Raw genomic sequence first — 20,299 nt, forward strand, 5'->3', positions numbered from 1 at the left:
ATGAATGGTCAGATTATCCCGATTCTAATTTTTGTTTTACCAATGGAATGAGGTGTTCCCGTTCTATTTCTATCTGTTTTCTCAGCGAAGAAAATAGTGTTTTAACATTGTAATTAAGAATACGAAGTGTTGAACATGCATCTTCTGGATTTTTTAATCCCTGTCCTTTTTCTTCAATAGCATCAATTAACTCTAAAATTGTATTTTGGTCGTCCTCGATAATTTCAATTCCACTATTCACCTTTTTGATGGTACCATGTAATACTTTCTTTTTTGGGTCTTTTAGGCTTTCAAGAAGAGGAAATAGTTTTTGGCGCTGGAAGTAAAAGTAGTAGTTTAGCTTCTCTTCCAGTTTATCAAGGTACCACTGCATATTTTTTAGCCACTCGTATTGATTGCCATGTATTTTGTGGACTCGGGGAAAATCGCGGTTAATGTCATCAAGTAGCTCAGTATTTCTTGTCAGAAAATGTTGTTCCAGATACTTGCACCACTTCTGTAAGTTTTTTCCAAAGTCTGGTGGTTCTTCCTTATCCTTTGCATTTTTTTGTGCACCATTATGCTGCTGGTTCTTCTTTAGCCATTTTAAGACTTCTACTTCACTCCATTTCTTTTGTTGGCATACCGATCGCAGAGTTTCGGATTGGTGATTTTTAGGTGATAACCCAATAGAGGAAAGCAATTCTCCAGCGTTTTTTTCAGCACTTACGATTTGCCCTATTGTGGCATCGGGTGTCATACCTTTTAGTGAGTGATTATTGCTCATGGTTATATGTTTTTTTATCAGATCGACCAATAGGAAAATAGTCATCTGTAACTATTTAATCAATTAAATTGGTAAAAACCGATTTTATAGTTGAAATTAATTTTTCCTACTCCTACCTTTGGACTGAAACAAAGAATAACGACCGACGATAGGAGCAATGGCTTACGTAGTAACTGACCCATGTATCCAGTGCAAGCACACAAACTGTGCTGCTGTTTGTCCCGTAGATGCCTTTCGGGAAGGGCCCAACTTTTTAGTGATTGATCCCTTTGAATGCATTGATTGTGATGCGTGTGTAGCCGAATGTCCCGAGGAAGCTATTTATCCTGACGATGAAGTGCCTATGGAGTGGGTAGATTATATCGAACTAAACGAGCGGTTGTCCGAAGAATGGATGGATCACGTAATAAATGAAGCAAAGGATGCCCTTCCGGAGGTAGATAAATGGAGCGGTCGCGAAAACAAGCGTGAGCACTTGATTGAAAGTTGGGAAGAAGCAAAAGCAGTAAAATAGTTATTTGTTAATGGTTATTCAATGGTTATTCACAAGTAGCAAAACCTGATAACTATCAACCAATAGCTAATAACAAAAAAGTCGAAGAAATGCCTGATACCGTAGAAGAAATCGATGTTCGTAAAATTCCTCCTCATAAAAAGCACGCAACAATTTTTGATACCTATGACGGGCTTGATGAGGGAGAGGCTTTTATCATCATTAATGACCATGATCCGAAACCTCTGCGTTACCAAATGTCTGCAATGCATGGACAGGATAGCTTCAGTTGGGATTATCTGGAAGAAGGTCCCGAAGTCTGGAAGGTACATATCGGTAAAAATGCTGAGTAACAAATGATGGATTATACTTCCATAGATCGGCGCAAGATAGCCCGGAAGCTTCGAGAAGTGATTGACCCCGAACTCGGAGTAAACATCGTAGACCTTGGTTTGGTCTACAACATTCTGTATGACGATGGCAGAGTGATTGTAGAATTTACGGCTACGACTCCGGGCTGTCCTATGCGTCGTTTTTTGCAACAACAAGTCGAAGAAAAGCTGGCATCCATTGATGAAATCAATGAGTATGAAGCCCGCATGGTTTGGGAGCCCGAATGGACCGTAGATATGATCAAAGAGGACGTGGATTTTTTTGCACATCCACCACCTCAGCAACGTGTGCAATAAAAAATGTGTAGGCGACGATGAATAGTAAGGTAAACGTACCGACATATATTTTGGTAGGATTGTTGTTTCTGGCTGCCATCGGTTTATTGACGGGATTATATGCTGGTTTAGTCCGATTGGGATTCCTGTCGGAAGTTGATCATGCCGTATCTCCTTTAGCCCATGGGCCACTTATGATTAACGGTTTTTTAGGTACGCTCATTGGACTGGAACGAGCGGCCGCACTTGACAAGAAATGGGCATTCATCGGTCCCGTTTTTATGGCCGTTTCAACGGTTTTTCTGTTAACCGGCTTGCAAGTACTGGGGGAGTGGAGCCTCATATTAGGTTCGGTTGGCCTTGCCGTTGTCATGGGTTTTCTATACTACTTGCAGCCTAAAATTTACCACCTGATCATGGCGTTGGGAGCTGGCGCTTTACTGGTTGGTAATCTGTTTTATGTATCTGGGTATCCGATTTATATGCTGGTTGGCTGGTGGGCGGCCTTTCCCATGCTTACCATTTTTGGCGAACGGCTAGAGCTCAATCGTATCATGCGTCCGCCCAAGCAGGCGCAACAAATATTTGCCGGACTCATTTTAGGGTGGATTATAGCATTAATTGTTACACACGTTGATCGTGCCATTGGATGGAGTATAGCTTCGCTGCTGTTAATCGGAGTAGCTGGCTGGTTGATACAATACGATGTAGCCCGGCGCACGATCAAATCGGTCGAGTGGACCCGCTACAGTGCCATCTGCCTGCTCACGGGCTATGGTTGGCTGATATTGGCAGGACTATTCGGGCTCTGGTACGGCTTCCCAACCGCGGGTCCAATGTATGACGGACTGCTCCACATAATTTTTGTAGGATTTGTTTTCAGCATGATATTTGCTCACGCTTCGGTCATTATTCCTTCATTGTCAGGAAAAATGGTGCCCTGGCACGGGTATTTCTACCTACCCTTGATTTTGCTGCACAGCTTTTTAGCAGTCAGAATTTTTGGTGACCTGGTGTTATCCCCGCTTGTCAGAATAATAGGTAGTCACGGTAATGTATTAGCCATTATTCTTTTTCTGGCAGGGGTATTGTATCAGTTGTTATCCAAGGCATTTGAGAAGAAGAAGTTCAAAATGAAACAGGTTGAAAAATCACACTGATAAAAATTGATGGCACATCCAATCCAAGAAATAGTGAATGCTCGAAAGAGTACGGTAATGGATAAGCTTAAAAAAACTATACCTGGATTAGATTTGAAACTTGTTGGATGTAAAAGCGATATGGGGCTAATGAGTATAAAATCGGCTTCAGAGGTGATGCTGTATGTTCACCTAATGCAACTCAGTGAAGAAAAGACAAAAATTGAAATTGCACCGGGGTTTTCAAACTTAAAAGAACGTGATCAGTCTGAAGTGCCGGAACCAACAATTGCCAAAGTATTAAAAAGGTTGCAGGTTGAATTGGAGAATTAATTTTAAGAAATACGTCAAAAAATAGAAATCAACAATGAATAAACCTTCTGCTGTACTTTCTGTGGAGCGGCCGCTAACGGTCGAAAAAGCAAAAGCCGAGGAGCGCATAGATACATCCCCAGAGTCTGTCAGGCTGATATTTTCCTTTATTGCCTGTTCGGCTTTTTGGCTGGTGTTTGGAACTCTCGTCGGTGAATATCTTGGGCTTAAATTTGTGTGGCCGGAACTCGATACCATCTCCTGGCTGTCTTTTGGGCGCCTGCGTCCCGTTCATACCAACGTCGTATTCTGGGGATTTTTGTCCCAAGGGATGCTAGCGCTTGCTTTATACGTGGTACCGCGCACAAGTCAACGCGAACTGTTTAGCTATCGGTTAGGATGGAGCAGTTTAGGTCTGATGAATCTTTCTGTTGTATTAGGTGTCATTGCTCTAATGGCTGGTATAAACAATGGCGCGCAGGAATATCGCGAGTTTATCTGGCCGATCTTCGCCCTTTTTGCGTTGGGACTCATACTGGTTGCCTACAATCTGTATAAAACCATTGCAGATCGGAATGTGAAAGAAATTTATATCTCCAATTGGTATATCCTTGCGGCCTGCCTTTGGACTATTATTCTTGTATTGGTGGCTTATCTGCCGGGCTACCAGCAGGATGGAATAAGCCAAACGGTGATTCAGGGCTATTACATGCACCAAGGCGTGGGACAGTGGTTTACGCCTATGGTATTAGGTCTTACCTACTACTTCTTGCCCAAATTGTTAAACAGACCTATTTATTCGTACTCACTGGGGGTGCTGGCCTTCTGGACGCAAATGGTGTTTTACACTATGATCGGATCGCACCACTTTGTATTTAGTCCTATCCCATGGTGGATTCAAACCGTTGCTATCGTCTTCAGTGTGGGTATGATCGTACCAGTAACAGCCGGTACCGGAAACTTCCTGCTGACGATGCGTGGCAAGTGGCGATCCATTGCCCGTAGTTACTCACTGCCGTTTATTCTGGTTGGCGTCATTTTCTATGCCATTGTTTCATATCAGGGCACGTTGGAAGCTTTCCGATCTCTTAATAAGGTGTGGCACTTTACCAACTTTACTATTGCCCACTCGCATATGAGCTTGTATGGTTTTGTTGCCTTCCTGATTTGGGGCGGCGTTTACGGACTTATTCCGCGAATGACCGGCAACGAGCCGCCACAATTTGCCGTCGGAGCTCACTTCTGGTTGGCGCTGATTGGCGTGTTGGTGTACAGTATTCCATTGATGGTTGGCGGTACGCTGCAGGGACTAAGCTGGATAGCTGGTGAGTCTTTTATCGAGTCCGTCACCTTGATGCAACCTTACTGGGTGTGGAGAGCCGTAGGCGGCACGATGATGTTTATCTCACATCTGATATTCGCCTATAACGTCTGGAAGATGCGGCCCGGAAATCGTATTGAGACAGCTGAATCTACCAATTCATAAATTATTTAACCTGTCATGAAGCTTAATTTTCACAAAAATCACAAATTACTATTCGGCGTGGTCTTCTGGGGATTTGTGTTCCTCAGCTTAATAATAGCGGTATTTCCAGCCCTTTGGGTGCAACAGGAAAATGAACCACTGCCTGCCAGTGAACCGATAACTGAGCTAGAACGCAAAGGGATGAAAGTATTCATCAATGAAGGTTGTGTGTACTGTCATACCCAGCAGGTTCGTCCGATTGCTATGGATGAAAACTGGGGTCGGCCATCGGCGCCTGGTGATTATGCACGTATCAACCGTCCCAGCGTTTGGCGACAGACACCGGCCGTTCTGGGCAGTGCTCGAACCGGACCGGATTTAACAAGTATTGGCAAGCGACAGCCCAGTGCGGTGTGGCATTACATGCACCTGTATAATCCCCGTTCGGTGGTGAAAGAATCTATCATGCCTTCCTACCCGTGGCTATTTAAGATTGTTGAAAATCCTTCCAAAGATGCTACCGTCGTTTCTATGCCCGGGGAATATGGCCCATCCAACGGTAAAATTATTGCTACTGAGAAGGCCGAAGCGCTGGTGGCCTACCTGCAATCGTTAAAGCAGGTATCCATGGATGCTGAAGCATCGGCTGCCCAGAAAGCAAAGGCTGATTCCATTGCAGCTCAGGCTGCCAAAAAGAAAATAGATGGTGCCACAATTTATGCGAACAACTGTGCCTCTTGTCATCAAAGTGATGGGCAGGGCGTAGAAGGAGTGTTCCCACCCATGGCAGGGGATCCGGTAGTGACAGCCGAGGATCCTACGGATCATATTCGAATTGTGCTTTACGGATTACAGGGAGTACCTATCGAAGGAACCGAGTACCAGGGTATCATGCAGCCGTTCGGCGAAATGATGTCCGACGAAGAAGTGGCTGCGGTTATCAATCACGAACGGACCAGCTGGGGCAATGACGCGCCCACAGTGACAGCCGAAGACGTGGCAAAAGTGCGCAATAATGATGAGTTAAATAAAATCCAAGCCGAGGAATAATCATGTTATCACTGTTTTTGACATTCATTCAACAGATCTCGGAATTCTCCACTTCCAGCGAAGGACGAGAATATGCCCCGCCTGATGGTCCCCTTTATTACCTGGTGCTTATAGGGTCATCGATCATTGTTTTGGGGGTGGTATTTTTTACGATTAAGTGGTTCATCTGGCCGGGCGAACAATCCGAAGATCATATTAAACGAACGATTTTAAAAGACGAATCTTAACAACGAGCATAATGTCTGAAGACAATAGTAACTTGATTCATGTGTACCTCGATGATGGGGATGAACCCATCGTTTCTTATCGACCTCCGGTGCGGTTTGAGCTGGATACGACCCAACTGGAGGATGGCCCACATAAGCTGAAAGTAGTGGCTACCGATGCCAGCGGTCACAAAGGAGTTCGCACGATCCCCTTTGAGGTAAGAAATGGGCCCGGGATTGATGTGGAAGGTCTGCAAGACAATGACATGCTCGAAGGGAAAGTCCCCATACTGCTGAATGCGTATGGTGGGGCCAAAGAACCCTTTTGGGAGCCATCCCGGGCCGAAACCCCAGCGCCGGTCCCAACCTGGGCATGGGTGTTACTTCTGGTCGTGGTAGCCTGGAGCGCATTTTATATTGCCCAGCAGTGGAATGTGCCGGACGAATATGCAAGTTCACCTACATACAGCTTCTTTACCGGTAAGGGTGATAATGCACAATCTACCGGACAGGCACCACCACCCTCCAAAGCAAATATTGGAGCAACCTTGTACCGCACGAGCTGTGCAAGTTGTCATCAGGGGAATGGGGAAGGTGTTCCTGGGGCATTTCCGCCACTATCGGATGACCCTGTGGTAACAGCGGAGGATCCGACCCGGCATATTGAAATTATTTTGTTTGGGATGCAGGGAAAATCTATAGACGGCGTAGAGTATTCTGCCGCGATGCCGCCTTTTTCCGAGCAACTCTCTGATGAGGAAGTGGCGGCTATTATCAATCACGAACGTACAAGCTGGGGTAATGATGCCCCGACTGTTACGGCTGAGCAGGTGCAAAAAGTGCGAGCACAGAGAAATTAGAAGAATATCAAAATTCAAAAATCATAATTCTATAATTCATAAATCACAAAATTATGCCAACAACGAAAGCAAGTGCAATCTGGAATGGAGATTTAAAAAATGGAAATGGAACAATGAAAATGGATAGCGGCTCTTATGAAGGTCCTTATACCTTTGCTTCAAGGTTCGAGGATGGGGAAGGCACCAATCCCGAAGAGCTCATCGGAGCAGCACATGCTGGTTGCTTCTCCATGGCATTATCACTGGAATTATCCGAGGCGGGGTACGAACCTGAATCTATCGATACTAGTGCAGAGGTAACCTTTGAAGTCGTTGACGGTGGTCCGGCGATTACTGGGATAAAGCTGATTACCGAAGCAAACGTGCCTGACATCGATAACGATACGTTTCAGCAATTTGCTGAGGGCGCGAAAGAGGGATGCCCGGTTTCTAAAGCATTAGCGGGGACCGACATCACGCTCGATGCTACCCTATTATAATACTGTCACTGAATTATTAATCGAATAAATCTCATCACAATATGCGTTATTTAACTTATATATTTCCTCTTGTATTCTTGTTTTTTACTGCTTGTGGAGGCGGTTCTGATAACCAGAACCAAGCCCAAAGTAGTGCTGATACGCAAGCAACGAAAAGTCAATCATCCGATGTACGTACGATCAATATTATCGGTGTTGACCAGATGAAGTATGTTGTCGAAGACGAAAACCAGCAGGGTATCACAACGGGTGCCAAAGTTGGCAACGACGGTATGCTTAAGCTGGAAACGATATCAGCTGATCCCGGCGATAAAATTCGTATTCAGCTGACGACCCAAAGTCAGCTGCCGGCTTCAGCCATGGCCCACAATTTTATTCTGCTAATGCTCTCGGCAGATGTGGATGCGTTCAACAGTGCAGCAATTAAAGCCAAAGACAACAATTATATTCCATCCGATATGACTGATCAGATTATAGCTCATACTAATTTGGCAGCCGGTGGGGAAACCGTTGAGGTCACCTTCACAGTCCCCGAGAAAACGGGTGATTACCCTTTTCTCTGTTCGTTCCCCGGACACTATGCAGCGGGCATGGAAGGGACACTAAATGTTGAATAGCAACGAAAAACCACGGTCACAGGCAATCATTATGCGGTTGCCTGGCCGTGGCTTCTATTAATAATCAAAATTTGAATTAGTGAAGCTATGCAAAAAGAAAAAGCTCGTACCATTGGTCAGATAGTAGCGGATAATTATCAGGCAGCGGAGGTATTTAATGCATTTGATATGGATTTTTGCTGTGGTGGAGATCGTACCGTAGATGAAGCATGTCAAGAAGTCAATATCAATCCCAATGAAGTGTGGCAAGCCTTGAAGGAATTAGAAACAGATGGTGCAAGACAGGAAAACTATACCGAATGGTCTCTGGATTTTCTTATTGATTATATTATTAACAACCACCACAAGTTTTCGCGGGAAAAGTTACCTGAAATAGGTCAGTATGCAAAGAAGGTTGCCAGCGTGCATGGCGACCGATATCCTGAATTGCAGAAAATATACTACGAATTCACAAAGTTGCACGGGGATATAATCAACCATCTTCAAAAAGAAGAAGAGCTTTTGTTTCCCTACGTGAAACGGCTTGTTGAAGCGGAGAAAAAAGGTAAACAGCCGAAAACGCCCGACTTTGGCAAGGCAGCCAATCCCATTTCTATGATGGAGCATGAGCATGATCAATCTGGGGCAGCTATGGAAAAGATTCGAGAGCTAAGTGATGATTTTACGCCCCCGGACGATGCCTGCACTACGTATCGACTATTGTTTGAAAATCTGGAAGCTTTTGAAAAAGATCTGCACAAGCATGTGCACTTGGAAAATAACATCCTGTTTCCCAAAGCAATTGAATTAGAGCAATCCTTGAATCGGTAATACGACAGTAACGGTTTTTATGGGGGATATACGGAACGATCAGGACGTGAAAGTCTTAGTTCACAATTTCTATGAAAAGGTCCAGAACGACGATCGGCTTGGTTATATTTTCAATGATGTAGCCGAAGTAGCTTGGGATGAGCATCTGCCCAAAATGGTTGACTTCTGGTCGAATCTGCTTTTTCAAACGGGTCGGTACAAGGGGCGTCCTTTTCGGCAACACATGCCGCTTCCCATTAAAGAGGGTGATTTTGATCGATGGTACCGGTTGTTTGAGGAAACGGTGGATGAACTTTACAGGGGCGACAAGGCAAATTTTGCAAAACAGTTGGCTCGAAATATTGCTTCCTCGTTTGAACTTCGAATGGAAAAAGATGGATTACTAAAAAAAGAGTAATTATGGATGAGGCAAAAATAAAAAAAGAAGTGGCCCAAAAGGTACAAAACGCATGCATTCAGGCAGCGCGGGAAGGCTTTCAAGAGGCTTCAATGAGCGGTCTTTGCACAGAAGGGGCTGCAGAAGCAGCCATAAGTGCGATTCAAAGGTTGGACCTGGATGATTTGCTCGACGACACAACATCAAAATAATATTAAATGAATCCGTACAGAAGCTGGTATGATTTTTATTGAGAATGAGGGTATTACCGATCCCCGAATTAATTTAGCACTTGAAGAGTATGCCCTACGAAATTTTGGAAAAAATGAAGATTATCTGCTGTTCTATATCAACGAACCCTCTATTATCATTGGTAGAAATCAAAATACACTTGAAGAAATCAACGACGAGTATGTGAGGGAAAACGATATCAATGTTGTTCGTCGGGCTTCTGGCGGCGGGGCAGTGTATCACGATCAGGGTAACCTGAACTTCAGTTTTATAACAAACTACAAGAAAGAGAACCTCAATAACTTTAAGAAATTTACGAGGCCGGTTATCCATGTCTTGCAAAAAATGGGGGTTGATGCTGAAATGAGTGGGCGAAATGATCTGCTTGTTGGCGATCGCAAGATATCGGGGAACGCCCAGTTTTCTACCGGAAAGCGGATGTTCAGTCACGGCACCCTGCTTTTTGACACCGATCTGGATGAGGTGACCCATGCTCTGAATGTGAAGATGAGCAAGATTGAATCAAAAGGACACAAATCCGTGCGCAGCCGGGTAGCGAATATTTCAGAATTTATTGATGATAATATTGATGTGTATGAATTTAGATCACGACTGCTGCATGGCCTTTTTGAGGAGCGAGAAACCTTCGATCGGTATCGCCTGACGGATGAAGAGTGGGAAAAAGTCCATGAGCTGAAGGATGAGAAATACGGCAACTGGGATTGGAACTATGGAAACTCACCAAAATTTAATATCCAGCGTTCTCGACGATTTTCCGCAGGTGAAATAGATCTGCGGTTAGATGTGGAGGACGGCTATATCGATAACATGAAAATTTACGGGGATTTCTTTGGAGTAGAACCTGTGGAAGTTGTTGAAGAGCGCCTGCAGGGTATTCGATACGAACCGTATGTGTTGGAGCAGGTAATCAGCGATATTGATCTGGAACAGTATTTTGGGAAGATCCATGAAGATGATTTCCTGGAGCTGATCTACGGCTCAGATAAATAATCTTGTCATGTTTACTATTGTAAATGCTAATGAAGCAACCTATTACGGGCTTTCACAAAGATGAAGAAGGCGACTGGGTGGCCGAGCTGGAATGCGGCCATAATCAGCATGTACGACATGACCCGCCCTGGCAGCTTCGCCCTTGGGTAACAACAAAAAAGCGACGGGAAAGTCGCATTGGTCATCAGCTGGATTGTAAAAAGTGTGATCGCGGAGAACCCAAAGACAACATGGTATAATGCCAAGAATTGCGCGGACATTTATCAAAACAGGAATGGTCTTTTTTCTGATATCTCTCTTGTTGGGGATAGCAGTAGAAATTGAATCACTGAGTCTGCCAGTTTTAATGCCTCTGTTCTGGCATACGCTAATGGTTGGCTGGATTACCCAAATTATCTTCGGGGTTTCCATGTGGATGTTTCCGGGCCGAACCAAAGAAGAAGGATTCAAGGCCCAACTCTGGGGCTGGCTCACCTATATATTTTTGAATACTGGACTGGTGCTTCGCCTTGTCGCCGAACCGATGCTGTCGTACTCCGAATTAACTATTTGGAATCTTTTGGTGCTAGGCTCTGCAGTATTACAAGTATCCGGCGGATTTACCTATCTCACTGAAATGTGGCCACGTATTATGTCGAAAGAACAACGTCGCCAAAAACGCAAGAAAAAGCGAAGAAAACAGTAGTATGCCTGCTCCAAGCCGCTGGTTAATTCGTTCTGCCTACACCTGTCTTCTTGTTGGGATGATCGTCGGAGCTGTTATGTTAGTGCATAAAGCATATCCTTTGCACCCGGCCATTTGGTCGCTTTTGCCTGTTCATATAGAGCTGTTGGTTGTTGGATGGATAGTACAGTTTACCATGGGAACAGCATACTGGATTTTACCACGCTATTTAAAGGATTCATCCCGCGGTAACGCCCGATTGGCCCGATTGATGTTCCTGCTATTGAATATTGGGATTGTTGTAGTAATTGCTGATCGGCTTATAGTTTCGACCTTACCTTTAGCGATAATGGGAAGGCTTTGTGAAGTAGCTGCCGTGGTACTGTTTATTAGTCTGCATTGGCAACGGATTGTTACATATAATAATTAAGTATTGAGAGGCTAAAATAGTTTGTAACCTAATTTACCTTTGCGGTATCTAATAAGGTGGGATTATTCTATAAATGAAATGAATGAGGAAACGTATGCTAAGATCTGTAGATAATACATCTGAAATAAAGAAATATAACTTTGTTTCAGTCGAGAAATATAGTGATGTATCAGATAGTGAGATAATTCACAAAATTCTGAAGGGTTCTACCCAGCTTTTTGAGGTATTAATGCGCAGATATAACCAGCGATTATTTCGTATTCAGCGATCGTATATATCGGATGAGGAGGCGATCAAGGATACGCTCCAGATAACATATATGAAAGCGTTTGAAAACCTAGATTCGTTTCGCGGTGATGCCAAATTTTCGACTTGGATCACGCGTATTGCCATAAATGAAGCACTAAAATATCTGAATGGAAAAAAACGAGATGCTGAACTTCAACTGGTTGAAGGAGATACTCCTATGAATGAGCATACGATAAATAGAGATAATACGCCTGAGGATAAGACTATTCAACATGATTTTCGGCAACTGCTGGAACAGGTTGTAGCTACCTTGCCGCCGAAGTATCGCTCGGTATATCTAATGCGTGAGGTTGAGCATATGGATACCAAGGAAACAGCCGATTGTCTTGATCTAACAGAATCAAACGTCAAGGTAAGACTTCATCGAGCAAAGAAAATGCTTCAGGAAGAAATTGAGCGAACCGTATCTGATACAGAAATATTTAACTTTCTCGGGACGCAATGCGATCGGTTAGTATTCAATGTGATGAGAAAGATAAATCAGTAGCAGTTGGAGAAAAAACCAAATCAACTGTCTATTATTAACTATCCTGTTATTATTGACAATTAATTTGAAGTAGGGACGACCTTACCTCTCTTTTTTTCAATGGGGACGGCCTCAATAAAATAGAGAATCATGTCTTGGATATATTTATTCGTTGCCGGATTATTTGAAATAGGTTGGGCTGTTGGCTTAAAATATACCGAAGGCTTTACAAAATTTTGGCCGTCTGTTTTTACAGGGATTTCCATGATTCTCAGTGTCGCCTTGCTTGGTTTTGCTTTAAAAACATTGCCGGTAGGAACAACATATGCTGTTTGGACAGGAATCGGAGCCATTGGTACCGTAATATTTGGTATTTATCTATTTGATGAACCAGCCACTGCTACCAAATTCTTTTGTATTAGCCTGATCCTTATCGGTATTGTTGGTCTTCAATTAATTCAGGAGTAGTTTTTCCCAGGCATCTTCACTAATCAGAATCATTGGGCAGGAAGGGTTACATTTACTAATCTCCTTTAGCAACGAATATTTTTAGTGCATATGAAATGGCTGCACATATAGCACTAAGAACGATAAATACCACAAATCCACGGGCGTATCCAATTTGTCCATAAATATCGACAAACTTACCCAGTACCGGCAAAATGATAAGCGTTCCCGCGCCGCCGATACCGCCAATCCACCCCGAAGCACCGCCGACGGCATCGGGGATATATTTAGGGACAAGTTCAAAGACGGCTGCGTTGGCTACGCCCATGCCGGTACCCAAAATCATCATTCCCAAAAAGGCATAGAGGAATGAAGAAAAGACGGTGAGCATCAAGGCTCCGACAGCCATAATACCAAAACTTATAGCCGCAATGTTTTCGCCACCGAAGCGGTCGCTTAAGCTTCCACCCGGAACTCGGATCAAGGAACCATAAATTGTAAAAATGGCAGCTATTAAGCCTGCAACCACCAAGCTTACATCGTGAAAAGAGTACCAGTAGGTAGGGAACCATGCGGTCAGGGATGTAAAACCACCACCAAAGGAGATAGTATAGAGAAATACGAGAATCCAGGTTTTACCATTGGCAGCAGACTCTTTCAGCGATGCCCAGGTATTGCCGGAGGGAAAGTAATCCTGGCCCAGGTCTTGAGATATTTTTTTGGCCCTGCTGTGTTCTATTCCATTGTCGAGTAGTTGGAAGTAGTAAGCGTCAACGGCATATAGTGCATAGATGGCCGTGGCAACAATCAAAAAAGCGAGCCATCCGAAATAGGCTGCCGTTAATCCCCAGAGACCTATCAGCAAGGGAATAACAAAGTTGAAAACGCCCGGACCTATGTTACCAATTCCGGCATAGAATCCCAGGGCGTAGCCTTGTTTATCAGCCGGAAACCAGTAGGTGGTCTTGGGTATACCAACAGAGAAAGTTGCGCCACCCGCACCGCCCAGAATTCCAAAAAAGAGTAAGGCAGGAAAAAGACTGGCGTTGAAATCGCTTGGGTAGTAAAAAAAGAGAATGAAAACAAGTCCTGCCATCCCAACAATGGAAAGTCCAAGCAGAATTAAGAATGGTTTTCTGCCTCCTACTTCATCAACCCATGCACCAAACGGAACCCTAAGAAAAGCCTTGCTAACATGTGGGGAGGAGAGTAGTAATCCGAGCAGTACACCTGAAAGCTCGAGAGATTCTTTAAATTCAGGTCCTGCAACACCGTAAAAAACAATGCTGGTTAGCCCGGCAAACAGGCCGAGTGTTGCGGTCCATAATCCAAGTTTGGGATATCCAGTTAAATCGTGTTTTTCTTTGTGCGGGTGGTGATCCAAGTTGAATTTTAATTAGCTGGCATTGTAATGATGCCAAAGATAGACAGCTGCTTAAACGATTGCCAATTTGCATCTAGGCGTTATCAGATATTAGATACAAATTTTTGAATTCCAGTCATCAGCATTTCAATGGATATGGTAATAAGCACCAATCCCATAAGTCGCTCAATGGCAACCAACCCTTTTTCGCTTAAGAATCGTTTGAGGTTACTACCAAAATAGATGATGATGCTACTGGCCAGCCATGCTAAAAATACAGCAAGAAGCCACTCGGGCCATCGTGCAGGCTCTTGGCTCATTAAAAGTAACTCTGTTGCTAATGCTGACGGACCCGCAACATAGGGTATGGCTAAAGGAACAATGAACGGTTCGCCTCCTACATTTACTTGCAATGAGCTGTCTTCGGAGGGAAAGACCATTTTTATGGCAATCAAAAATAAAATAACGCCACCTCCAACCGTAAGAGCCGGCTGCGAGATGGGTAATACCTGCATGAAGTATTTCCCTATAAATAGAAAACCCAACAGTACTGTTAAGGCAATAAGCAGTTCCCTGATTACAATAGTATTTATACGGTCAACTTTAACCTTTTTAAGTTCGGCTATATAGAATGATATATTACCGACCGGATCCATTACCAAGAAAAGAAGAATAGCTGCAGATACTAGAGTCATGACTTATTAGCAGTATAGTACCAGTTAAAAAATATGCTTATAGCTTGAAAAATGATGATAAAAACTAATGAGGTTATAATGAATAAAGATTCTCCAGATTTCAGATAGCTTGAAAGAATAAAAAAATATATAACAATAATGGTCAAAATATAGGAGATACTTAAATTGTTATGTTTTTGCAGAGCTAAAAAGAATAAATATCCAGCAAGGATAGTTGCTATAATGATTAGGAAGATGGTTGATATAAACATTATCACAAATTGGTATTAAATATATTAAAGGTCCTGGCTGGAATTGCCAGGACCATGTTCCAGCTTTTTTGGCTGGGTGGGATGTATGGGAAGTAACCTATTTTTTAAGTATTACTTTTCCCTTCATAACGGGGTGTATAGTGCAAAGGTAGGATGCTTTTCCCTTTATCTCAATGGTATAGGTATCGCCATTTTGCAGTTCAGTAGATTTCCAAAGATTATCAGTTTCTTCGGCTACGTTATGGGCAACAATGTCTCTGTTAATCCACTTTACAGAATCGCCCGGAGCAACTTCAATTTTTGCCGGCACAAACTTCATTTGCCTGATTTCCACAATGTGGGTTTCACTATTCGATTGCTTGGAATTGCAGTTAACGCATAAAACTATTACTAAACAGAGAAGGATTGAAATAATAGAACTTCTCATAAACCTATTGGTCTGCAATATTTTGTTGAACAGTTTTTGCATGCTCAAGATGGGTTTCAAGAGCAGGTAGAACGGCTTCAAGGAGCTCTTTAAGTTGGTTGTTTGCAGTGTCAGGTATAAGAACATTACGAATGGCGTCAATCACTGCTTTGTGGTATGCCACTTCATTGTCTATGTAAGCCTTGTTAAATGCTTTCCCTTCTTTGGAACGTAGCATTTTTCTGGTCTCTTCCGCATCCGAGTTCAACTTTTTACTTAATGAGTTCGGCTGGGGTTTGACACCCAGCTCATTTACCAATTCGACGGCTTTCTCAATAACGGCATTGTGATCTTGGATCATCGTATTGGCAAAGCCAAGAATTTCGTTATTGTTGCTTTTTTCCTTAGCTATTTCTGCATATTTGATATCTATCTCGTTTGCAGCTACAGCTATTGCGGCAATTTCGGCATCATTGAATTTATTGTTGGACTGTGCATGTATATTTGATGCCAACATTAAAAGTAGTATTACGAAGCTGGTCATTACTTTTTGTGTGCTATCCATAATTTTCTGTTGGTTTATGGTTAACGTAATTTGTTGATCTCACCCATTAGATCAATGCTTAGCAAATCGGTTACAAAAAAACATCTATGGGTAATAGTCTGTCATTTAAGTCATCAAAAAAGTTTGTAACCCAAGCCTGTAATAATCGATCTAACTGATCAATGATAGTTAACCAAATTCTATAAGAATGGCTGAATCAATAACGATTGTAGATATTCAACAGGTAACACATGACGTAAAACGTTTTACTCTTGACAGGCCCAACGGCTATACTTTTACGCCCGGGCAGGCAACAGAGGTTTCAATTGACAAAAAAGGCTGGAGAGAAGAAAAGCGTCCATTTACTTTTACCTCTCTTCCGGAAGATGAGAATCTTGAGTTTACGATAAAGATATATCAAGACCACGGAGGAGTAACCAATGAGCTTGACAAACTTAAGAAGGGAGATCGGTTGTTAATTGGCGATTCTTGGGGTACGATCCAGTATGACGGGCCCGGTGTTTTCTTGGCTGGCGGTGCTGGCGTTACACCATTTATTGCGATCTTCCGTCATCTTTACAAAACGGATAACCTGTCAACTAATAAGCTTATATTTGCAAATAAGTCGGAGCAGGATATTATTCTCAGAGAAGAATTGAATAATATATTAGGAGATAATTTTATTAATGTTATTACCCAGACGAAACCGGAGGCACATGGTAATCCTAGATTGACGTACCTTAGTGGATTTATCGATAAAGAGTACTTGGAAGGTGCCATCGATGATTTTGATCAGAACTTTTATGTCTGTGGCCCACCACCATTCAACAAATCAATGATCCAATATTTAAAAGAGTTGGGTGCAGAGCCATCGGCCCTTGTATTTGAACAATAACTTATTAGACAAATAAATTATCTACGAAATGGAGAAAATTCTTAACGGTATTGATAAGGATCTTAACAATTTATCTGAGCAAGAAAAGGTGGAATACATCCAATTTTACTTCTCAAAAATCATGCAGGTCTTAGAGCTGGATCTCACCGATGACACCTTTGAAGATACGTCCCGGAGAGTTGCCGAGATGTATGTCAATGAGATTTTTAGCGGTTTGAATGATGATAACTTCCCAGAAATGACCGCATTTGACAATTCTTATAAATACAGCGGAATGCTCATTGAAAAGGATATTACCTTATTTTCGTATTGTGCCCATCACTTTGTACCCATTATTGGAAAAGCACATGTGGCATACTATCCTTCAGAGAAGGTGGTGGGGCTATCAAAAATTAATAGACTCGTTCAGCACTTTGCTCGTCGCCCTCAAGTGCAAGAAAAACTTACCATGGAAATTGCAGATGCACTTAAAGATTCGCTCGAAACAGATGACATTGCTATTCTGATTGAAGCAGACCATTTGTGTGTTGCATCAAGAGGTGTCAAAGATACAAACAGTACCACACAAACGAGCTATTATAGCGGTAAATTTGAAAAGGCGGAAATCAGAAAGGAGTTTTTAACCTCTATTGAGTAATAAAAAGGGTCCCTAGACATTGGGACCCTTTCAATAGGTAACCTATGGAAAGATACCCATTTGTTCGTATATAACACCAACTTTCTCAATGGCATTGAGATAGGCTGATGTACGCAGGTCGATATCGTGTTTTTTACGGAGCTCGTTGAGTTGCTGATAAGAATTGATCATCGTCTCTTCCAATCCGGAATCGACCAGGTCGTATTCATCAGCTCCATTAGCAAGTTGTTTCATCTCATCTTCCGTAAAATTACGATCTGAGATGTCCTCAACAACTTTGAGGATTTTGCGATAGCTATTTTCCTCGAATCGCTTTTCCATTCGTCCAAACCGGGCGTGAGAAAGATTTTTTAACCATTCGAAGTAGGAAACGGTAACACCACCGGCATTGAGGTACATGTCGGGTATTACCAATTTGCCCCGTTCTTTAAATATTTGATGAGCTTCAGAGGTTGTGGGTCCATTGGCTGCCTCTGCAATAATTTTAGCCTTAATTTCAGATGCATTCCAATCATGCAGCTGATTTTCAAGGGCGGCCGGGATAAGAATATCACACTCCGCTTTCAACACAGCAGTGTTATCCTCTAATTCTTTCGTATCACCAAATCCAATCATGGATTCATTTTCTTTACGATAAGCCATAAGCCCTTCCAGGTCAATCCCGTTGGCATCATAAATTGAACCTTCAATTTCGGCGACACCAATCATTTTTGCACCGTGACTAATCATGTTTTTAGCAGCGGCATAGCCTACATTTCCAAGGCCTTGTATTACAAATGTTTTCCCCTCAAGACCGGGATCAAGGCCAAGTTCTTTCATGTCATCAGCATTACGGCAAGCTTCTCGAATGCCATAGTAAACACCGCGACCGGTTGCTTCGGAACGCCCGCGAACGCCGCCCTGTGAAATAGGTTTACCCGTGACACAGGCTTCAGCATTCAAATCAGATTCCAGCTGACGATAGGTGTCGAGGATCCATCCCATTTCTCGTTCACTTGTCCCATAGTCTGGGGCAGGAACATCAGAGCCAGGACCAATAAATCCCTTTTTGATCAGTTCGTAGGTGTAACGACGGGTAATTCGTTCAAGCTCAGCATCTGAAAAACGAGACTTGTCAATTTTGATACCGCCTTTTGCGCCCCCGAATGGAACATCAACAACAGCACACTTATACGTCATAAGTGCGGCCAACGCCATGGTTTCGTCTTCATTAACGGTTGTGCTGTAGCGGATACCACCTTTGGTAGGTAACTTGTGATGGCTGTGTTCAACCCTCCAGCCGTGTATGACTTCAATGGAGTCATCATCACGCTCTAAAGGGAAGGTGATGTGATATATATTATTGCAGATTTTGATTTGATCAAGCAACCCTTGGTCATATTTCGAATGTTTGGCTGCCAGATCAAAGGATGTGTTTACTTCGTTAAAAAAATTGTAGGTGGACATAGAAACCTCTATCCAAAATATTTAAAGTTAAGTTATAATTATGGTTTATTCCCGATTGGGAAATGCGGCATCATCGGGAAATAGGGGTAGAGAGTCAACCTATTAGGAGGGTAAATAATAGAATAGAATGCTTCTATTTTAGGTTTCTATATTGACTTTCTGGGATTTAATTGAGAAAAAATTCTATCCAGCAGACGATCAAGAAGCCAACCGATTATTTCCCCATTATCTGAGCATTATATCCTGGGAACATCAACAAATTCAGTAGTAAAAGGATTAATTACGCATCTTTACTCCACAAGCTTAATCTAAGAAGAGAAATAATGGCTTAGCCAGATGTTATAGCATAAATAGTACTATAATACTGGCGACCCAAAGCCTAAACTTTTCCGGGTATTAAAAGCCTGTGAGGTTGGGTCTTTCTATTGATATATATTAAGGGGTTTTATTAGCAAAAATCAATGAATTTAGGAAGAATAAAGAGTTACTTGATAGTAGTACAAAAAGGAAAGCTCCAAGAAAACAGGTGAATATCATGAAACAATTGGAAGATAAGGTCACTTTGGTAATTGGAGCAAATTTTGTGGTCAGGTAGGATCATTTAAACTAACAAAATATTTAAATAGATATGGATTTTATTACTACAATTATAGGTATAGCTGCATTATTAATCTTTTTTATTCCCATAGCCTATGATTATTGGAAAAATAAAAAGAAGGGTAATATGCAATGATTTTTTGCTTTCAAAGTAGATTCAAACTACCCAAATAGTTTATTGAACACCTTCCGAATCAATCCACCTACTCTAATTAAAATTCTTCCGCCAAATTGATTAATAACAATTCGTAGTTCATGGAGAAATAGATCCAGAAGGCGCTCCTTTTCTTTGGGAGAGAGCTTACTTCCTTGCTCACTTTTAGGATCGGAATATTGGGCAAATATTCGCAGGATATTTTGGGCTTTCTCAAACAGGCTACGGATCTGAACGGAGGCCGACAGGGCAATTATTCCTAGAATAACCACGCCGATTTCAGCCAGATTATTTGGAGCCAATAGGCCTGATAGCCAGTCTGTAGGGATTAGAATCAATGCGGCAGTGAATAAAAAAGATAGAATTGTAATCATCGTTATTTTTTTGATTTATGGGGTTGGTATTGGGAAATATCTTGAGAGTGTAAATCTAACTCTGTCTAGGTTGGTAATTTAAAATCTACTAACTTAGACAAATCATGACACAAAAAGAACTAGATAAACTACAAGAAA

At 42.4% G+C, this 20,299-nt stretch carries 29 protein-coding genes; 22 read left to right on the forward strand and 7 right to left on the reverse strand.

Going from position 1 to position 20,299, the window contains the following annotated elements; translation table 11 throughout:
* Positions 1-13: 13 nt before the first annotated feature.
* Complete coding sequence (locus tag FN808_RS16410; RefSeq protein WP_142715704.1) at positions 14-766, reverse strand: hypothetical protein; 753 nt, start codon at positions 764-766, stop codon at positions 14-16.
* 157 nt (positions 767-923) lie between these two features.
* On the opposite strand from FN808_RS16410, the gene FN808_RS16415 reads away from it, so the two are divergent.
* The 20 genes from FN808_RS16415 (at position 924) to sugE (ending at position 12,820) form a co-directional block, all read left to right on the forward strand.
* The gene (locus FN808_RS16415; RefSeq protein WP_142715705.1) at positions 924-1,280 is read left to right on the forward strand and encodes a ferredoxin family protein; all 357 of its coding nucleotides are present in this window, start codon (positions 924-926) and stop codon (positions 1,278-1,280) included.
* Positions 1,281-1,369: 89 nt separating this feature from the next.
* On the forward strand, positions 1,370-1,612 hold the full coding sequence (locus tag FN808_RS16420) for a DUF2249 domain-containing protein (RefSeq protein WP_142715706.1): 243 nt from the start codon (positions 1,370-1,372) through the stop codon (positions 1,610-1,612).
* A 3-nt stretch (positions 1,613-1,615) separates the two neighbouring features.
* Positions 1,616-1,948, forward strand: a complete 333-nt coding sequence (locus FN808_RS16425) for a metal-sulfur cluster assembly factor (RefSeq protein ID WP_246068379.1) — start codon at positions 1,616-1,618, stop codon at positions 1,946-1,948.
* 17 nt (positions 1,949-1,965) lie between these two features.
* Positions 1,966-3,087 (forward strand): DUF8744 domain-containing protein, encoded by a 1,122-nt coding sequence (locus FN808_RS16430; RefSeq protein WP_142715707.1) that lies wholly within the window; start codon positions 1,966-1,968, stop codon positions 3,085-3,087.
* A 9-nt stretch (positions 3,088-3,096) separates the two neighbouring features.
* Entirely contained in the window at positions 3,097-3,399 is a 303-nt protein-coding gene (locus FN808_RS16435) for a hypothetical protein (protein ID WP_142715708.1), read from the forward strand.
* 34 nt (positions 3,400-3,433) lie between these two features.
* The gene (locus FN808_RS16440; RefSeq protein WP_142715709.1) at positions 3,434-4,864 is read left to right on the forward strand and encodes a cbb3-type cytochrome c oxidase subunit I; all 1,431 of its coding nucleotides are present in this window, start codon (positions 3,434-3,436) and stop codon (positions 4,862-4,864) included.
* Positions 4,865-4,879: 15 nt separating this feature from the next.
* A complete protein-coding gene (locus tag FN808_RS16445; protein WP_142715710.1) occupies positions 4,880-5,893 on the forward strand; it encodes a cbb3-type cytochrome c oxidase subunit II in 1,014 nt (337 codons plus the stop codon).
* Positions 5,894-5,895: 2 nt separating this feature from the next.
* On the forward strand, positions 5,896-6,120 hold the full coding sequence (locus FN808_RS16450; RefSeq protein WP_142715711.1) for a hypothetical protein: 225 nt from the start codon (positions 5,896-5,898) through the stop codon (positions 6,118-6,120).
* A gap of 11 nt (positions 6,121-6,131) precedes the next feature.
* Entirely contained in the window at positions 6,132-6,959 is an 828-nt protein-coding gene (locus FN808_RS19000; protein ID WP_185958457.1) for a c-type cytochrome, read from the forward strand.
* A gap of 53 nt (positions 6,960-7,012) precedes the next feature.
* Entirely contained in the window at positions 7,013-7,438 is a 426-nt protein-coding gene (locus tag FN808_RS16460) for an OsmC family protein (protein WP_142715712.1), read from the forward strand.
* A gap of 41 nt (positions 7,439-7,479) precedes the next feature.
* Positions 7,480-8,055 (forward strand): plastocyanin/azurin family copper-binding protein, encoded by a 576-nt coding sequence (locus tag FN808_RS16465; protein WP_142715713.1) that lies wholly within the window; start codon positions 7,480-7,482, stop codon positions 8,053-8,055.
* Positions 8,056-8,142: 87 nt separating this feature from the next.
* A complete protein-coding gene (ric, locus tag FN808_RS16470; protein ID WP_142715714.1) occupies positions 8,143-8,865 on the forward strand; it encodes an iron-sulfur cluster repair di-iron protein in 723 nt (240 codons plus the stop codon).
* 46 nt (positions 8,866-8,911) lie between these two features.
* On the forward strand, positions 8,912-9,262 hold the full coding sequence (locus FN808_RS16475) for a group III truncated hemoglobin (RefSeq protein WP_246068380.1): 351 nt from the start codon (positions 8,912-8,914) through the stop codon (positions 9,260-9,262).
* A gap of 2 nt (positions 9,263-9,264) precedes the next feature.
* Positions 9,265-9,453 (forward strand): acetyltransferase, encoded by a 189-nt coding sequence (locus FN808_RS16480; protein ID WP_142715716.1) that lies wholly within the window; start codon positions 9,265-9,267, stop codon positions 9,451-9,453.
* 28 nt (positions 9,454-9,481) lie between these two features.
* Positions 9,482-10,483, forward strand: coding sequence for a lipoate--protein ligase (gene lplA, locus FN808_RS16485; RefSeq protein ID WP_142715717.1), 1,002 nt, complete (start codon positions 9,482-9,484; stop codon positions 10,481-10,483).
* A gap of 29 nt (positions 10,484-10,512) precedes the next feature.
* A complete protein-coding gene (locus FN808_RS16490; RefSeq protein WP_142715718.1) occupies positions 10,513-10,722 on the forward strand; it encodes a DUF3565 domain-containing protein in 210 nt (69 codons plus the stop codon).
* Positions 10,722-11,168 (forward strand): hypothetical protein, encoded by a 447-nt coding sequence (locus FN808_RS16495; protein ID WP_142715719.1) that lies wholly within the window; start codon positions 10,722-10,724, stop codon positions 11,166-11,168. The genes FN808_RS16490 and FN808_RS16495 overlap by 1 nt, the downstream gene beginning before the upstream one ends.
* A 1-nt stretch (position 11,169) precedes the next feature.
* Positions 11,170-11,577 (forward strand): cbb3-type cytochrome c oxidase subunit I, encoded by a 408-nt coding sequence (locus tag FN808_RS16500; RefSeq protein WP_142715720.1) that lies wholly within the window; start codon positions 11,170-11,172, stop codon positions 11,575-11,577.
* Positions 11,578-11,671: 94 nt separating this feature from the next.
* Positions 11,672-12,373: an RNA polymerase sigma factor gene (locus FN808_RS16505; protein ID WP_185958458.1), complete on the forward strand. Its 702-nt coding sequence runs from the start codon at positions 11,672-11,674 to the stop codon at positions 12,371-12,373.
* A 129-nt stretch (positions 12,374-12,502) separates the two neighbouring features.
* Positions 12,503-12,820 carry a quaternary ammonium compound efflux SMR transporter SugE gene (sugE, locus tag FN808_RS16510; protein ID WP_142715722.1) on the forward strand — a complete coding sequence of 106 codons (318 nt, stop codon included), beginning with the start codon at positions 12,503-12,505 and terminating at the stop codon, positions 12,818-12,820.
* Positions 12,821-12,875: 55 nt separating this feature from the next.
* On the opposite strand, the gene FN808_RS16515 is transcribed toward sugE, so the two are convergent.
* The 4 genes from FN808_RS16515 to FN808_RS16530 all read right to left on the reverse strand — a co-directional run bounded on the left by FN808_RS16515 (position 12,876) and on the right by FN808_RS16530 (position 16,079).
* Positions 12,876-14,183 carry an MFS transporter gene (locus tag FN808_RS16515; RefSeq protein WP_142715723.1) on the reverse strand — a complete coding sequence of 436 codons (1,308 nt, stop codon included), beginning with the start codon at positions 14,181-14,183 and terminating at the stop codon, positions 12,876-12,878.
* Positions 14,184-14,266: 83 nt separating this feature from the next.
* Positions 14,267-14,857 carry a MarC family protein gene (locus FN808_RS16520; RefSeq protein WP_142715724.1) on the reverse strand — a complete coding sequence of 197 codons (591 nt, stop codon included), beginning with the start codon at positions 14,855-14,857 and terminating at the stop codon, positions 14,267-14,269.
* Positions 14,858-15,205: 348 nt separating this feature from the next.
* Positions 15,206-15,577: a plastocyanin/azurin family copper-binding protein gene (locus tag FN808_RS16525; RefSeq protein WP_350354195.1), complete on the reverse strand. Its 372-nt coding sequence runs from the start codon at positions 15,575-15,577 to the stop codon at positions 15,206-15,208.
* Positions 15,540-16,079, reverse strand: a complete 540-nt coding sequence (locus FN808_RS16530; protein ID WP_221930089.1) for a DUF4142 domain-containing protein — start codon at positions 16,077-16,079, stop codon at positions 15,540-15,542. The genes FN808_RS16525 and FN808_RS16530 overlap by 38 nt, the downstream gene beginning before the upstream one ends.
* 187 nt (positions 16,080-16,266) lie before the next feature.
* Here FN808_RS16530 and FN808_RS16535 point away from each other — a divergent pair, with 187 nt between their 5' ends.
* Positions 16,267-16,953, forward strand: coding sequence for an FAD-binding oxidoreductase (locus FN808_RS16535; protein WP_142715726.1), 687 nt, complete (start codon positions 16,267-16,269; stop codon positions 16,951-16,953).
* A 28-nt stretch (positions 16,954-16,981) separates the two neighbouring features.
* Positions 16,982-17,590, forward strand: a complete 609-nt coding sequence (folE, locus tag FN808_RS16540) for a GTP cyclohydrolase I FolE (RefSeq protein ID WP_142715727.1) — start codon at positions 16,982-16,984, stop codon at positions 17,588-17,590.
* Between the two features lie 42 nt (positions 17,591-17,632).
* On the opposite strand, the gene FN808_RS16545 is transcribed toward folE, so the two are convergent.
* Positions 17,633-19,036 (reverse strand): Glu/Leu/Phe/Val family dehydrogenase, encoded by a 1,404-nt coding sequence (locus tag FN808_RS16545; protein WP_142715728.1) that lies wholly within the window; start codon positions 19,034-19,036, stop codon positions 17,633-17,635.
* Between the two features lie 759 nt (positions 19,037-19,795).
* Positions 19,796-20,161 carry a hypothetical protein gene (locus FN808_RS16550; RefSeq protein WP_142715729.1) on the reverse strand — a complete coding sequence of 122 codons (366 nt, stop codon included), beginning with the start codon at positions 20,159-20,161 and terminating at the stop codon, positions 19,796-19,798.
* Between the last annotated feature and the right edge of the window lie 138 nt (positions 20,162-20,299).

Origin of the sequence: Fodinibius sediminis, from assembly GCF_900182555.1 — a bacterium.
Classification (GTDB): domain Bacteria; phylum Bacteroidota; class Rhodothermia; order Balneolales; family Balneolaceae; genus Fodinibius; species Fodinibius sediminis.